This window comes from Brevundimonas sp. FV1ye4L, assembly GCF_058681255.1.
Window position 1 is genome coordinate 2,653,987 of sequence record NZ_CM178734.1, and the last position, 13,746, is coordinate 2,667,732.

Genomic DNA, 13,746 nt, shown 5'->3' on the forward strand with positions numbered 1-13,746 from the left:
GAAATGTCGCCTATAGACGACAATGCGGGCGTTACGATAGAACTGACGGCGCAGTTCGTGAGTTGGCGTTCAAGACTGCGAGACGCACGAGCGCTCGCCAGGATCGCCGACCGGCTGACCCGGCTTCAGTTTGGACACTGGGGCGACGTCAAACCTGTCGGGGAAGGCGTCAGCGAACTGCGGATCGACGTCGGCCCCGGCTATCGGGTGTATGCGTTTCAGCGAAACCGCACCTGGGTCGTCGTGCTCGGAGGCGGCGATAAGTCGTCCCAAAAGCGGGACATCGAGGCGGCGCTGATTCTGGCGAGAGAGTTGAGACATGCCGATTGAGACTGTTCCCTTCGACGCGGCCGACTTCCTCGATACGCCTGATGCGGTCGAGGAGTTTCTGGTGGCTTCGTTCGAGTCCGCCGCCGAGCTTGGGGATCCCCGTCTGATTACCAACGCCCTGGGCGTCGTGGCGCGGGCCAAGGGCATGACCCAGATGGCGCGGGACGCCGACCTGTCGCGCACGGCCCTGTATCGCGCGCTCAGCGAGGAGGGACGGCCCGAGCTTTCGACCATATTCAAGGTGATGCAGGCCCTGGGTCTTCGCCTCGCCCCCGTTCGCGTGGACTCCGCCGCCTGATGCCGCTGATCATCGCCGTCGACGGCCCGGCCGCCTCGGGCAAGGGCACCATCGCCGCGCGGCTGGCGCGGACCTATGGCCTGCCGCATCTGGATACCGGCCTGCTATACCGCGCCGTGGGCGTCAAACTGCTGGAGGCCGGCGGTTCGCTGGACGACGAGGGGGCCGCGACCCAGGTCGCCCGTTCGCTTGACGCCGCCGAGGTGTCCGATGATCCCCGCTTGACCACCGGCGAGGCGGGCGAGGCCGCCAGTCGCGTCGCCGGCCATCCCGGCGTCCGCGCGGCCCTGCTGGACCTGCAACAGGCCTTCGCGGCCCAGGCCGGGGGCGCGGTTCTGGACGGGCGCGACATCGGCACGGTGATCGCCCCGGACGCCCCGGCCAAACTGTTCGTCACCGCCGCGCCCGAGACCCGCGCCGACCGCCGCTGGAAACAGCTGACGGCCCGCGGTTTCGACATCGGCTTCGACGAGATGCTGGCTGATATCCAGCGTCGCGACGAGCGCGACGCCGGTCGCGGGTCAGCTCCGATGGTCCAGGCGGAAGACGCGGTCTTGCTGGACACCACCGACATGGGTATAGAGGCGGCCTTCGATGCGGCCCGCCGTATCGTCGAGGCGGCGCGCGCGAAACACGGTCTCTGACCTTTTTCGCAAATCCAACGCGTCCACCCTCGGCTTCCGCGGGCGTCCTGATCGTTCTGAACGGCCTCGCATCCTGACGACCTGCCTATTCTGAACATCCACCTCGCGCGGGACCGTCCGGTCGCGCGCCACAGCCCCTACGGAATGCTTTTCAGCTTCATGACTGACACCCTCTCCCCCTCGCGCGACGATTTCGCCGCGCTGCTCGACGAACAACTTCAGGGCCGCGACTTCGGCGAAGGCCAAGTGGTCCACGGCCGCGTCGTCGGCATTGAAAAAGACATCGTCATCATCGACGTCGGCCTGAAGACCGAAGGCCGCATCTCGATGCGCGAATTCGGCCAGGGCGAAGACGCCAAGCTGCCGAAGGTCGGCGACAACGTCGAGGTCTACCTCGAGCGCGTCGAAAACGCCCTGGGCGAAGCCGTCATCAGCCGTGACAAGGCCCGCCGCGAGGAAGCCTGGACCCGTCTGGAAGTTGTGTTCGCCGAAGGCCAGCCGGTCAACGGCGCCATCGTGGGCCGCGTCAAGGGCGGCTTCACCGTCGACCTGGGCGGCGCCTCGGCCTTCCTGCCCGGCTCGCAAGTCGACATCCGCCCGGTGCGCGACGTCGGCCCGCTGATGGGCAAGGAACAACCGTTCCAGATCCTGAAGATGGACCGTCCGCGCGGCAATATCGTCGTCTCGCGTCGCGCCATCCTGGAAGAAGCCCGCGCCGAACAGCGCACCGAGCTGGTCGGCCAGCTGCAAGAGGGCGAAGTCCGCGAAGGCGTGGTCAAGAACATCACCGACTACGGCGCGTTCGTGGACCTGGGCGGCATCGACGGCCTGCTGCACGTCACCGACATGTCGTGGAAGCGCGTCTCGCACCCGTCGCAGGTTCTCGCCGTCGGCGACAGCGTCAAGGTCCAGATCGTCAAGATCAACCCGGACACCCAGCGGATCTCGCTGGGCATGAAGCAACTGCAGTCGGACCCCTGGGACGGCGTGGAAGCCAAGTATCCGGTCGGCGCCAAGTACACGGGCCGCATCACCAACATCACCGACTACGGCGCCTTCGTGGAGCTGGAAGCCGGGGTCGAGGGCCTGGTGCACGTCTCGGAAATGTCCTGGACCAAGAAGAACGTCCATCCGGGCAAGATCGTCTCCACCTCTCAGGAAGTGGACGTGGTCGTCCTGGACGTCGACGCCTCCAAGCGCCGCATCTCGCTGGGCCTGAAGCAGGCTCAGGACAATCCGTGGGACGCCTTCGTCGCCAACAACCCGATCGGCTCGACCGTCGAGGGCGAAGTCAAGAACGCCACCGAGTTCGGCCTGTTCATCGGCCTGGACAACGACATCGACGGCATGGTGCACCTGTCCGACCTCGACTGGTCGGTCTCGGGTGAAGAAGCCATCCAGCGCTACCGCAAGGGCGAGATGGTCAAGGCCAAGGTCCTGGACGTCGATGTCGAGAAAGAACGCGTCTCGCTGGGCATCAAGCAGCTGGGCGGCGATCCGATCGGCGAAGGCGACACCTATCGCCGCGGCCAGCAGATCACCGTCACCGTCTCGTCGATCGAGTCGGGCGGCATCGAGGTCAAGTTCGGTGAAGACGACGCGCCGGTCACGGCCTTCGTTCGCAAGTCGGACCTGTCGCGCGACCGTAACGAGCAACGTCCGGAACGCTTCGCCGTCGGCGATCGCATCGACGCGATGATCACCGCCGTGGACAAGGCCTCGCGCCGCGTCTCGGTGTCGATCAAGGCGCTGGAAATGAAGGACGAACAGGAAGCCATCGAACAGTTCGGCTCGTCCGACTCCGGGGCTTCGCTGGGCGACATCCTGGGCGCCGCGCTGAAGAACGCCGGCACCAAGGACTAAGCGCTAGAGCCGCAGAGCGCCTCGGCGCTCTGTGGCGGCGCAAGGGCTTCGCTCACGCAGCGGAGCGCCGCGTGCTTCGCGGTAGCGTAGAAAGACTGAAGGGCGGCGGGAGCAATCCCGCCGCCTTTTTCTCTTTTTGACGCATGCGAGTGCGCGGAACCGCACATAAATCGTGCGAATGCCGCCTATCCTTGGTGGATAAGGGCTTTTTCCCGCGCCCAGCGGGGGTTAGGGTGAGCGCCTGGATCCTCGGCGGGCGCTGACCCGTCGATCACGCGCTGGCAGGGGCCCTGATGATCAAGTCCGAACTGATCGAGAAACTGGCGGCCGAGAACACCCACCTGACCCACGCGGAGGTGGAGCGGCTGGTGAATGTCATCCTCGGCAAGATGACCGGCGCCCTCGCTGACGGCGGTCGGGTCGAACTGCGCGGTTTCGGCGCCTTTTCGGTGCGGTCCCGCCCGGCGCGTCTGGGCCGCAATCCGCGCACCGGCGAGACGGTGGACGTGCCGGCCAAGGCCGTGCCCTTCTTCAAGAGCGGCAAGGAACTGCGCGAGCGTCTGAACGCGTCCGGCGACGCCTGAACCTCTAAAGACTGAGCGACCCCATGAGCCTTCTGTCCGAATTCCGCGAGTTTGCGGTCAAGGGAAACGTCGTCGATCTGGCCGTGGGGGTGATCATCGGCGCGGCCTTCAACGGCATTGTAAAAAGCTTGGTCGATCAGGTGGTCATGCCCCCGATCGGCCTGCTGACCGGCGGCGTCGATTTTTCCGAACTGGAATGGGTTCTGCGCCCGGAAAACCCGGCGACCGAGGCGGTGGAAAAGGTCGCGATCCAGTACGGCGCCTTCGCCAATACGGTGATCCAGTTCCTGATCGTCGCCTTCGTCGTCTTTATGTTGGTCAAGGGGATCAACACCCTGCGTCGCCAGGAGGCGGCCAAGCCCGATCCGACCCCCTCCGCGCCGACCGCGACCGAAGCCCTGCTGATCGAAATCCGCGACGCGCTGAAATCGCGCCCCGGCGCCTGATCCCCCTATTTCGGCCTCGTCTCTAGGCCAGCCCCAACCCGCCTGAAGATGCCGTCTGGCCTCGCACCGGCGTGCGCCAGGCGCGGGGCAAAGGTACGGCGCGGGCGCAGATGGCGTAGTCGCCGTCGAACGGCGTCGGCGACCAGGCCCGCGCCAGTTCGGGATCCTCGACGATGGCGTGGCAGTGGCCCCATCCGCCCTCGCGCCGCGCCTTGGGCGGCAAGGCCCCCAGTTGATCCAGGATTTCCGGCGTCGTGACCTGCAGCCGCACCTTGGCCGCGCCCAGGGTGCGGGCGTTGGCGATCAGACAGGTCGCCAGGGTTTCGATCGCCTGGGGCGCGCTCTTCAGCGCCACCAGATCGATGATGTCGAGACAGGGTGGTTCGATCAGGCTGGTCTTGGTCATCAGGGCTTCGGCCATCCCGACCAGCTGTCCCTCGCGCATGAGGCCCAGCAGGATCGGCGGCAAGGTCTGGTCCGGATCTGAAAGCCGCCAGTTCAGCACCTCGGGGCTGCGATCCGCCAGCAGCCGTCCCTCGGCCGCCAGGTCGCGCCAGAAGTCGGCATAGACCGTCCCGCCGATGTCGCGCACCATCACCACATCCGCCGGCAGGCTCAGCCGAGCGGGGCGGAACAGGCGCGGGTTCATCAGCCGCTCGCCCAACCGCCGCGCGGTCTCCGCCGAGACATGGCCCAGCAGTGTCCGCAGCAGACGGCCTTTCAGACAGGCCAGGCGATCGACCGCCCACGCCAGTTTCAGCGCATGGGTCGGCGTCGGGCCGGGCTTTAGTCCGAACAGTCGGTACAGGGGCGCCGAGCGCGCATTGGCGTTCAGGGTGTAACGGGCGAACAGATCCGGCTGGGCCAGCAAGGCTTCGATCAGCGGCCGGCTGGCGCCCTTGTGCTGGGGCGGCACGATGATGGAAAAGCCGGTCGCCCCGTGCAGCACCCGGTCGCCCCGGCGAAACCGTTGGATCAGATTGCCCAGCATGGCGACGGGCGCATCGTTCACATCTGTGACGACCCAGCCGACCGGGGCGTTGATGTCCAGCCGCGCCGGATTCTGTTCGAGCCAGCGCCACCCGGCATGCGACCGCTCGGGCCAGCCCACCTGTCGGTGCAGCCGATTCAGGGCCTCATAGTCGGATCGACGGATAGGCCGCACAGGCAACGGTGCTGTCTCCCATACTCAAGCCGGCCCATATCGGGACCGGGGTTACGACTTGAGCCGGGACACTGCAGGCGTCGGGCCAGATTGAGCCGCCTAAGCGCCCAAGGTTGCGATCAGATTTCGCATCAGGCCGCTGGTCGCCGCCTGGCCGGCGCCCTCGTTGCTCAGGCCGATGAAGGCCAGGCCTCGCGTGGGCGCGGCTATGGCGGTGGCGTACCACAGGGTGTTCGATCCATCGTGGGTCAGGACCGGTCCGCCGGCCCACGGAATCTGCGGCGGCGCGATCCACCCCAGGGCGTAGGGCAGGCCTTCGCCGGGGCCCGGGCCCGTGCTGGGGATCGTCAGTCGCCGGATCGTCTCGGGTTTCAGCCAGCCGTCGCCGTTCGTCAGGAACAGTCTCAGCCAGCGGCCATAGTCGGTCAGGCTCATGTGGGCCGTGCCCGCCGGACCCAGGGCAGCCGGATTGTCCGCACCCGGATCGGCCGGGTTTACGGCGGTTCGGCCGGGCCCTTCGCCCCGGTGGCCCCAGACATTGTCCCCTCCCGCCGTATTGGTCTTCGGCGCCCCGAACCCGGCCGAGCTCAGGCCCAAGGGCCCGAACAGCTCGGCCTGCATCGTCTCTTCCCACGGTTGTCCCGCGATCCGTTCGATCGCCGCCCCGACCAGCATATAGTTGGCGTTGGCGTATTCGAACGCCCCCTTGGTCCCCGTCGGCGCGGCGCCTAAAATCCGTTCGACCACGGCCCGCCGCTGCTCGGGCAAGGGCCGGGGGTCGCCGCGCGCCGTCATGAAGAAGACCATGCCCAGGGCGTCGGCGTCTTTCACGCCCGCCCGGTGATGCATGAAGTCGCTGATGCTCGCGCCTTCCCAGGCCGGATCGATTTTCATCCCTGGGAACAGCTCGCCCAACGGCGTGTCCCAGTCCGCCCGTCCCTGATCGACCAGCCGCCCATACAGGGCCGCCGTCATCGCCTTGGTGTTCGACCCCAGGTGCCAGCGGTCGTTCAGGCTCGCCGGATCGCTTGCGCCGACCCGGCGCAAGCCCCGCACCCCGGACCAGGCCAGGCCTTCGCGCGTCACCACGCCGCCGGCCAGAGCGACCGGCTGGGTCTGGGCGAAGGCGGCGTCCAGCGCGGCTTCATAGGCGTCGGCGGATGCGGCTCTGGCGACCGTCGCTCCGGCGGTCGCGGCGGCGACGCCGGACATCATTAGCATTCGGCGGTTCAGCATCGTCGAAACCCCTCCCGGTTCGGACCACCCTACCCCCGACGGGCGGTGCGGGCACGTGAGAAGACCGTCATCTTCGGGGCGCGTTCCGCCGCTCCGCTTGCTCTGGCGGGGCCCCCGTTCCACTGTCGCCCCCATGGGAAAGAAAACCGACGCCTACGAAACCGAGCTCGAGCAGCTTCAACTCGCCATGGTGAAGACCCAGGCCTGGACCATCGAACACGGTCTGAGGGTCGTTATCGTGCTCGAGGGGCGCGACACCGCCGGCAAGGACGGGGTGATCAAGCGGCTGACCGAATACATGTCCCCGCGCCAGACCCGCGTCGTCGCCCTGCCCAAGCCCAGCGACCGGGAGGCCGGTCAATGGTATTTCCAGCGTTACGTCCCGCATCTGCCGGCGGCGGGCGAGACGGTCATCTTCAACCGCTCCTGGTACAACCGCGCCGGGGTCGAGCCGGTGATGGGCTATTGCACGCCCGAGCAGCACGCCCAGTTCCTGACCGACGCCCCCCGGTTCGAGCGGATGCTGACCGACGGCGGGATTATCCTGATCAAATTCTGGCTCGACATCTCGCGCAAGGAACAGGCGGAACGGCTCAAGGAACGTCGGGTCGATCCGCTGAAACGGTTCAAACTGTCGTCTCTGGACGCCGAGGCCGAGGCCCGGTTCGACGCCTATTCCGACGCTCGCGACCGGATGCTGGACGAGACGGACCGCGACTTCGCCCCCTGGACCGTCGTCGCCACCGACGACAAGAAGACGGCGCGGGTGAATGTGCTCCGATACATCCTGGCCGTTCTCGACCACTGCGGCGAGGAGATCGCGGCGCCGGACACGGAGGTGGTCTTCTCCGCCGGCAAGGCCAAGGGGAAGCTGGCGCGGTAGCCGGCTCGTTCCTTCCTTCCTTCCTTTCGTCATTCCGGGCGAAGGGCCGCTTGGCCCGTAGACCCGGAACCCAGCGGCGCCGAAGGCGAAATGGCTCAACGAGACGACTGCCTGACGTCTGTGTCCGCGACAGGTTCGCGCTCTCGCGCGCCGCTGGGTTCCGGGTCTCCGCTACGCTCCGCCCGGAATGACGAAAGGAAGGTTCCTCTCCTAATTCTGCAGAGTCATTATCATATAATTCAACGCCTTACTTCGTCAAACCCGCCTTCCACCTATCACGCCTCCCAGCCGTGTTAGCTTCTCCTTTGGCCCAACCGCCGCAAGGAGATCGCCAAAACAATAGACGAAAATAGACTCCAAAAATTCGAGTGGATTGAGTCTATTCCTCGCCGCAGGTGACGAACCGCCCTCCAGCCCCTACCTACAGCCCATGACCGTTCACGCCGCCCCGCCCCCCATCCTCGACGCCGCAGGCGTCGATACCGACGAAGCCCTGTCGATCCTGAAGACGGCCCTGGCCGGCGCCGACGACGGCGAGCTGTTCCTGGAACGGTCCGAGAGCGAGAGCCTGGTCTTCGACGACGGTCGGCTGAAGTCCGCCGCCTATGACGCCACCGAAGGTTTCGGCCTGCGGGTCGTGGCGGGCGAGACCGCCGGATACGCTCACGCCAATGAGATCTCGGCCGCCGCCCTGCGCCGCGCCGCCGACAGCGCCGCCCTGGCCAAGCAAGGCCACGCCGCCCGCGTCGCCGAGGGGCCGCGCGCCACCAATCAGCAGCTCTATGACGCCGTTGATCCCCTGGCCTCGCCGGCCTTCTCCGACAAGATCGCCCTGCTGGCCGAGATCGACGCCTGGGCCCGCGCCCGCGATCCCCGCGTAGTTCAAGTCTCGGCCTCCCTGGTCGGCGAGCGCCGCGCCATCGAGATCCTGCGCGCCGACGAGCGGGTGGTGCGCGACGTCCGCCCCCTGGTTCGGCTGAACGTCTCCGTCACGGTCGAGCAGAACGGCAAGCGCGAGAGCGCCTCGTCCGGCGCCGGCGGCCGTGCGGGCTTCGAGGCCTGGGTCACGCCCGAGCGCTGGCAGGCCCAGGTGGACGAGGCCCTGCGCCAGGCCCTGGTCAATCTGGACGCCATCGACTGCCCGGCGGGCGAGATGGACGTGGTCCTGGGGGCCGGCTGGCCCGGCGTCCTGCTGCACGAGGCCATCGGCCACGGCTTCGAGGGCGACTTCCACCGCAAGGGCTCCTCCGTCTTCAACGGCATGATGGGCCAGCGCGTCGCCGCCCCCGGCGTCACCGTGGTCGACGACGGCTCCATCGCCGGACGTCGCGGCTCCCTGTCGGTCGATGATGAGGGCACCCCCACCTCGCGCACCGTCCTGATCGAGGACGGGATCATGGTCGGCCTGATGCACGACCGACTGTCGGCGCGTCAGCTGGGCGTCGCCGCCACCGGCAACGGCCGTCGCCAGTCCTTCGCCCACATGCCCATGCCGCGCATGACCAACACCTTCATGGAAGGCGGCAAGGATTCGAAGGCCGACATGATCGCCAATACCAAGCGCGGCCTCTACGCCGCCAACTTCTCGGGCGGCCAGGTGGACATCACCAACGGCAAGTTCGTCTTCCAGTGCAACGAGGCCTATCTGATCGAGGACGGGGTGATCACCGCCCCCGTCCGCGGCGCCACCCTGATCGGCGACGGCGCCACGGCCCTGACCAAGATCCAGATGATCGGCGACGACTTCGCCTTCGACCCCGGCGTCGGCGTCTGCGGCAAGGCCGGCCAGGGCGTGCCCGTCGGCATCGGCCAGCCCTCGCTGAAGATGGGCGGCCTGACCGTCGGCGGAACGGCGGTCTGAACAGGCCGGAACCCTAATCGCCGAGCGCGTGTTTCCTCGCCACACTGGAGAGGACACACCATGCCCACCGAACGCACTGTCGAACATCCCGACGGCCGGGTCGAACGGATCACCGAGAACGACCCCGCCGCAGCGCCGGTCGTCGTGGAACGCCGCGGCGGCGGCGGCCTGGGCGGCGTCATCGCCCTGGTCATCGGCCTGGCCCTGGTCCTGATCATCGGCTGGTTCCTGATGAACATGAACCGCAACGACGCCATCGAGTCCAACGCCATCGCCGGCGCCGCAGAGAGCGTCGGTGGGGCGGCCGAGAACATCGGCGACGCCGCCCGCGACGCCGTCCCGGACCGCCAGGCCCCGGGGAACTGAAGACTCCGCGGGCTCTCCACTTCAGTGCGGAGAGCCCGCAAATATTGCATTTCTGTATGCTGTCTCAGCCAAGTACAGATTAATGAACGCCGCGTAATGCTGTCGTCGATTTAATCCACCTTTCGGCCTTGTAACTGGAGATGAATGCGCCGGATCGGCACACCTCTCGCAACAAACGAGAGGGGAAGACCGATGACCAAGACCCTGCTGCTGGCCACCACCGCCCTGCTGCTTTCCGCCGCGAACGCCTATGCCGGCGACGAACCGCAGGTGGCCCAGGCGCCCGTGCCGACCGGCCCGACCAGCCAGGCGCCCCTGGCCGACGCCGCCCAGCGCGGCGTGCTGATCTTCACGCCGGACTTCTTCCTCGCCCAGCGGCCCAATACGGCGCTCGACATGGTCAACCGCGTGCCCGGCTTCGAGCTGGACGACGGCAGCGGCGCGCGGGGCTTCGAAGGGGCCGTCGGCAATGTGCTGATCAACAACGCTCGCCCGGCCTCCAAGAACGACGCCGGCTCCAATGTCCTCAGCCGCACCCCGTCCCGCCAAGTCGAACGGATCGAGCTCGTCCGAGGCGGCGCGCCCGGCATCGACATGCAGGGCTTCTCGGTGGTGGTGAACGTCATCCTCAAGAAGGAGGCCAGCCGTCAGTCCATCCTGACTTGGAACACCACCCAGTTCGAAGGCTCGGGCCAGGATCTGCATGGCGGCAGCTATCAGTTTACGGCCCGCGACGGCGACCGCAGCTGGGGCGTCACCCTGTCCGACGGGATCAGCACCAGCGATTCCAACGGGCCCGGCCGTCTGATCCGCCGCGACGCCGCTGGAAACGTCCTGCGCGACGAGGTCACCAATAATGACGGCTATGGCGGTGGAAACTCGATCCGCGGGACCTATGCCGGGCCGCTGGCGGGCGGGAAGGTGGATCTGACCGCCCGCTACGGGATCAACGACTGGCAGGGCTACAACACCAGCCAATCCGCCACCGCCTTCCGCGAAAGCCTGGACAGCGAGGACGAGAAGAGCGGCGAGTTCGGCGTCACCTGGGAACGGCCCCTGAACGACCGCTTCAAGCTGGAGACCCGGCTGATGCACGAATTCGGCAGCTGGGACGGGGTCTCGAGCTATAATGTCCTGAACAACGGCGTGGACGCGCCGGAACAGGTGTTCGCCTATTCGGGCGAAAGCTCCGAGACCATTCTGCGGGCCCTGGTCCGCCACGAACGTTCGCCCAAGCTGACGATCGAGACCGGCGGCGAGGTCGCCTACAATATGCGCCAGACCGACCAGGCCTATAGCGAAGGCGGCGTGCCCATTCCCCTGCCCAGCGCCTCGGTCAAGGTCGAGGAGACGCGCGGCGAGGCCTTTTCCAAGGGCACATGGCGACTGCACCCGGATCTGACGTTGGAGGCCGGAGTGCGGCTGGAAGCCTCGACCATCAGCCAGTCGGGCGACGCCAATCAAGAGAAGAGCTTCTTCTTCGCCAAACCGCGCTTCATGGCCACCTGGACGCCGATGCCGAACAACCAGCTGCGCTTCCGCTTCGAGCGCGAGCTGGGTCAGCTGGACTTCTCCGACTTCGCCGCCTCGGCCGATCTGGATGAGGAGAATGTCTATGGCGGCAATGTCGATCTGGAGCCGGAGCAGCGCTGGATCTCCGAACTGACCTATGAGCGCCGATTCTGGGGCGAAGGCGTGGTCTCCATCGGCTATCGTCATGACGAGATCATCGACGCCATCGACTGGATACCCCTGGACGACGGTCTGTCGGCGGTGGGCAATATCGGCGAGGGCACGCTGGACCAGCTGTCGTTGAACGTGACCGTGCCGCTGGAAAAGCTGGGCCTGTCGGGCGCTCGCTTCACCTTCCGCAACGACTGGAACAAGACCGCCGTCACCGATCCGACCACCGGCAAGGAACGTCCCATCTCGGACGAACGGCCGACCCAGGCCAATATAGGCATCGAACAGGACATCACGCGCTGGAAGCTGCAATGGGGCGTGAACTGGCTGCCCTATCTGGGCGAGAGCAGCTATTCGCCGGACCAGGTCTCCAGGTGGCGCGGCACGGACTATTACGAGATGTTCGCCGAGTACAAGCCCAGCCCGACCCTGGCCATCCGCGCCCAGCTGAACCTGTGGGACGATTTCACCAGCAGCCGCACCGTCTTCGCCGACCGCGACACCCGCGCCGTGGCCTTTGTCGAGGACAGCAGCTTCGATCCGCGCACCTTCGTCTCGCTTCGGGTCCGCAAGACCTTCTGAGCCGAGCCCGGTCCAGCAAAAAGCCCCGGCGGATCGCTCCGCCGGGGCTTCTTTACGTCAGGCGCTGCGGGTTCAGTGAACCCCGGCCATGCCTTTCTTGAGCAGGGGGGACATCAGCAGCAGGAAGACGCCGACGCCGACGCCCGTCCAGCCGATGGTGCCGAAGATCGACCCATAGGTCTGCAGCGCCAGCGCGGGGCTGGTCACGACCCCTGCGACCGTATCGGTCGCCGTCGCCTTGGCGATCAGGCCGGCGACGATGTGGGCGACCGAGCTGGACAGGAACCAGACGCCCATCATCATCCCGACCACGCGCGCCACCGACAGTTTGGTGATCATCGACAGGCCGACCGGCGACAGGCACAGCTCGCCGATCGTGTGGAAGAAGTAGGTCAGGAACAGGAACAGCAACGGCACCCGGAAGGCGTCGTTTGCCTGGGTTCCGGCAGCCCAGGTCAGGACCAGGAAGCCCAGGCCCACGAAGACCAGGCCGAACGAGAACTTGACCGGGGTCGAGGGCTCCAGGTTTCGCTTCGCCAGCCAGACCCATAGAGCGGCCATGATCGGGCCGCCGATAATGATGATGCCAGGGTTGAACATCTGGGTGTAGCCGGCGTTGAACCAGCTGGGCATCTGGGTCGACTGGTCGGCGAACAGGGTCAGCGACGAGCCGGCCTGTTCGAACAGCGCCCAGAACAGCACCGAGAAGAAGATCAGCAGCTGGGCGACCAGCATGCGGCTGCGTTCGGCGCCCTTCAGGCGGAAGACCGTATAGCCGACCACCGAGGCGAAGATGACGCCGGCGATCCAGGGCAGGCCCGTCTCGATGATCTCGTGGCGTTGCATCAGCAGCCAGGTCGGGATGACGGCGACAAGGCCGGCGATCCAGAAGAAGGGCACCAGCGGCACGCCCAGGATCGAACGCCCCTCCACCGGGATGGGTGGTGCGCCGCGGCCTTCCAGCCAGGACTGGCCCAGGACGAAGGTCAGCAGACCGAACAGCATGCCGATGCCCGCCAGGCCGAAGCCGTAAGCCCAGCCGTAATTGAAGCCGAGATAGGAACAGGCCGCCGTCGCCAGGAACGAACCCAGATTGATGCCGACGTAGAAGATGGTGAAACCCCCGTCGCGACGGGGATCGTTTTCTTCATACAGGGCGCCGACGACGGTCGAGATGTTGGCCTTCAGGAAGCCCACGCCGACGATGATCAGAGCCAGGGCCAGGAACAGGACCGGCTCGCCGAGCGCCGTATCGCGCTCGGTTTCCAGCGTATATCCGCCTGTGGCGGTGAAGGCCGGGAAACCGGCTGCGGCGGCAGGAGCGGTCGCGGCGTTTGCGGCGGAAGGTTCGGCGCCGAGGGTCGAAACCCCCTCCGGCGTGATCGATATCGGGACCCGTTGGTCGCCGTTGACGGCGAACATCTGACGGTTCTGATCCCGGCCTTCGACCTGGATCTGATAGGTGGTGTCCCCGATGGTCAGGCTCTCACGTCCGCCCGTGCCCTCGAAGGCCATGGTGAAGTGGCCCAGGACCAGCAGGACGGCCCCGATGATGACGGCCTTGCGCGAGCCCAGATATTTGTCGGCGATCATGCCGCCGATGACCGGCATCAGATAGACCAGGGCGGCGTAGGCGGCGTAGATGCCTTGCGCCTCGGCCGGGCCGAACAGGAAATGCTGCGTCAGATACAGGACCAGCAGGGCCCGCATGCCGTAGTAGGAAAACCGTTCCCACATCTCGGTGAAGAACAGGACCACCAGCCCCCGCGGGTGCCCGAGGAAAGTCTTGCGAGGCTCAAGCGCCC

Annotated in this window: 13 protein-coding genes; 10 read left to right on the top strand and 3 right to left on the bottom strand. The window is 66.7% G+C overall.

What is annotated here, in order from left to right; all coding sequences use genetic code 11:
• Positions 1 to 3 precede the first annotated feature (3 nt).
• The 6 genes from ACW17X_RS12780 to mscL all read left to right on the top strand — a co-directional run bounded on the left by ACW17X_RS12780 (position 4) and on the right by mscL (position 4,165).
• Positions 4 to 330, top strand: coding sequence for a type II toxin-antitoxin system RelE/ParE family toxin (locus tag ACW17X_RS12780; protein WP_492097917.1), 327 nt, complete (start codon positions 4 to 6; stop codon positions 328 to 330).
• On the top strand, positions 320 to 628 hold the full coding sequence (locus ACW17X_RS12785) for an addiction module antidote protein (RefSeq protein ID WP_492097919.1): 309 nt from the start codon (positions 320 to 322) through the stop codon (positions 626 to 628). The genes ACW17X_RS12780 and ACW17X_RS12785 overlap by 11 nt, the downstream gene beginning before the upstream one ends.
• Positions 628 to 1,272 (top strand): (d)CMP kinase, encoded by a 645-nt coding sequence (gene cmk, locus ACW17X_RS12790; RefSeq protein WP_492097921.1) that lies wholly within the window; start codon positions 628 to 630, stop codon positions 1,270 to 1,272. The genes ACW17X_RS12785 and cmk overlap by 1 nt, the downstream gene beginning before the upstream one ends.
• Before the next feature lie 159 nt (positions 1,273 to 1,431).
• Positions 1,432 to 3,135: a 30S ribosomal protein S1 gene (gene rpsA, locus ACW17X_RS12795; RefSeq protein ID WP_492097923.1), complete on the top strand. Its 1,704-nt coding sequence runs from the start codon at positions 1,432 to 1,434 to the stop codon at positions 3,133 to 3,135.
• Between the two features lie 293 nt (positions 3,136 to 3,428).
• The gene (locus tag ACW17X_RS12800; RefSeq protein WP_492097925.1) at positions 3,429 to 3,719 is read left to right on the top strand and encodes an integration host factor subunit beta; all 291 of its coding nucleotides are present in this window, start codon (positions 3,429 to 3,431) and stop codon (positions 3,717 to 3,719) included.
• 23 nt (positions 3,720 to 3,742) lie between these two features.
• On the top strand, positions 3,743 to 4,165 hold the full coding sequence (mscL, locus tag ACW17X_RS12805) for a large-conductance mechanosensitive channel protein MscL (protein WP_492097927.1): 423 nt from the start codon (positions 3,743 to 3,745) through the stop codon (positions 4,163 to 4,165).
• 22 nt (positions 4,166 to 4,187) lie between these two features.
• Here mscL and ACW17X_RS12810 read toward each other — a convergent pair whose 3' ends face one another.
• Positions 4,188 to 5,330, bottom strand: coding sequence for an N-acetyltransferase (locus ACW17X_RS12810; protein ID WP_492100468.1), 1,143 nt, complete (start codon positions 5,328 to 5,330; stop codon positions 4,188 to 4,190).
• Positions 5,331 to 5,429: 99 nt separating this feature from the next.
• A complete protein-coding gene (locus ACW17X_RS12815; protein ID WP_492097929.1) occupies positions 5,430 to 6,566 on the bottom strand; it encodes a serine hydrolase domain-containing protein in 1,137 nt (378 codons plus the stop codon).
• Between the two features lie 133 nt (positions 6,567 to 6,699).
• Between ACW17X_RS12815 and ppk2 the strand changes: the two genes are divergently transcribed.
• The 4 genes from ppk2 to ACW17X_RS12835 all read left to right on the top strand — a co-directional run bounded on the left by ppk2 (position 6,700) and on the right by ACW17X_RS12835 (position 11,941).
• Positions 6,700 to 7,449: a polyphosphate kinase 2 gene (gene ppk2 / locus ACW17X_RS12820; protein WP_492097931.1), complete on the top strand. Its 750-nt coding sequence runs from the start codon at positions 6,700 to 6,702 to the stop codon at positions 7,447 to 7,449.
• A gap of 430 nt (positions 7,450 to 7,879) precedes the next feature.
• Positions 7,880 to 9,310: a metalloprotease TldD gene (gene tldD, locus ACW17X_RS12825; protein ID WP_492097933.1), complete on the top strand. Its 1,431-nt coding sequence runs from the start codon at positions 7,880 to 7,882 to the stop codon at positions 9,308 to 9,310.
• Between the two features lie 60 nt (positions 9,311 to 9,370).
• Positions 9,371 to 9,676 (top strand): hypothetical protein, encoded by a 306-nt coding sequence (locus ACW17X_RS12830; RefSeq protein WP_492097935.1) that lies wholly within the window; start codon positions 9,371 to 9,373, stop codon positions 9,674 to 9,676.
• 192 nt (positions 9,677 to 9,868) lie between these two features.
• The gene (locus tag ACW17X_RS12835) at positions 9,869 to 11,941 is read left to right on the top strand and encodes a TonB-dependent receptor plug domain-containing protein (protein WP_492097937.1); all 2,073 of its coding nucleotides are present in this window, start codon (positions 9,869 to 9,871) and stop codon (positions 11,939 to 11,941) included.
• A gap of 72 nt (positions 11,942 to 12,013) precedes the next feature.
• Here the strand turns inward: ACW17X_RS12835 and ACW17X_RS12840 are convergent, their stop codons facing one another.
• Positions 12,014 to 13,699 (bottom strand): peptide MFS transporter, encoded by a 1,686-nt coding sequence (locus ACW17X_RS12840; protein WP_492097939.1) that lies wholly within the window; start codon positions 13,697 to 13,699, stop codon positions 12,014 to 12,016.
• Positions 13,700 to 13,746 lie beyond the last annotated feature (47 nt).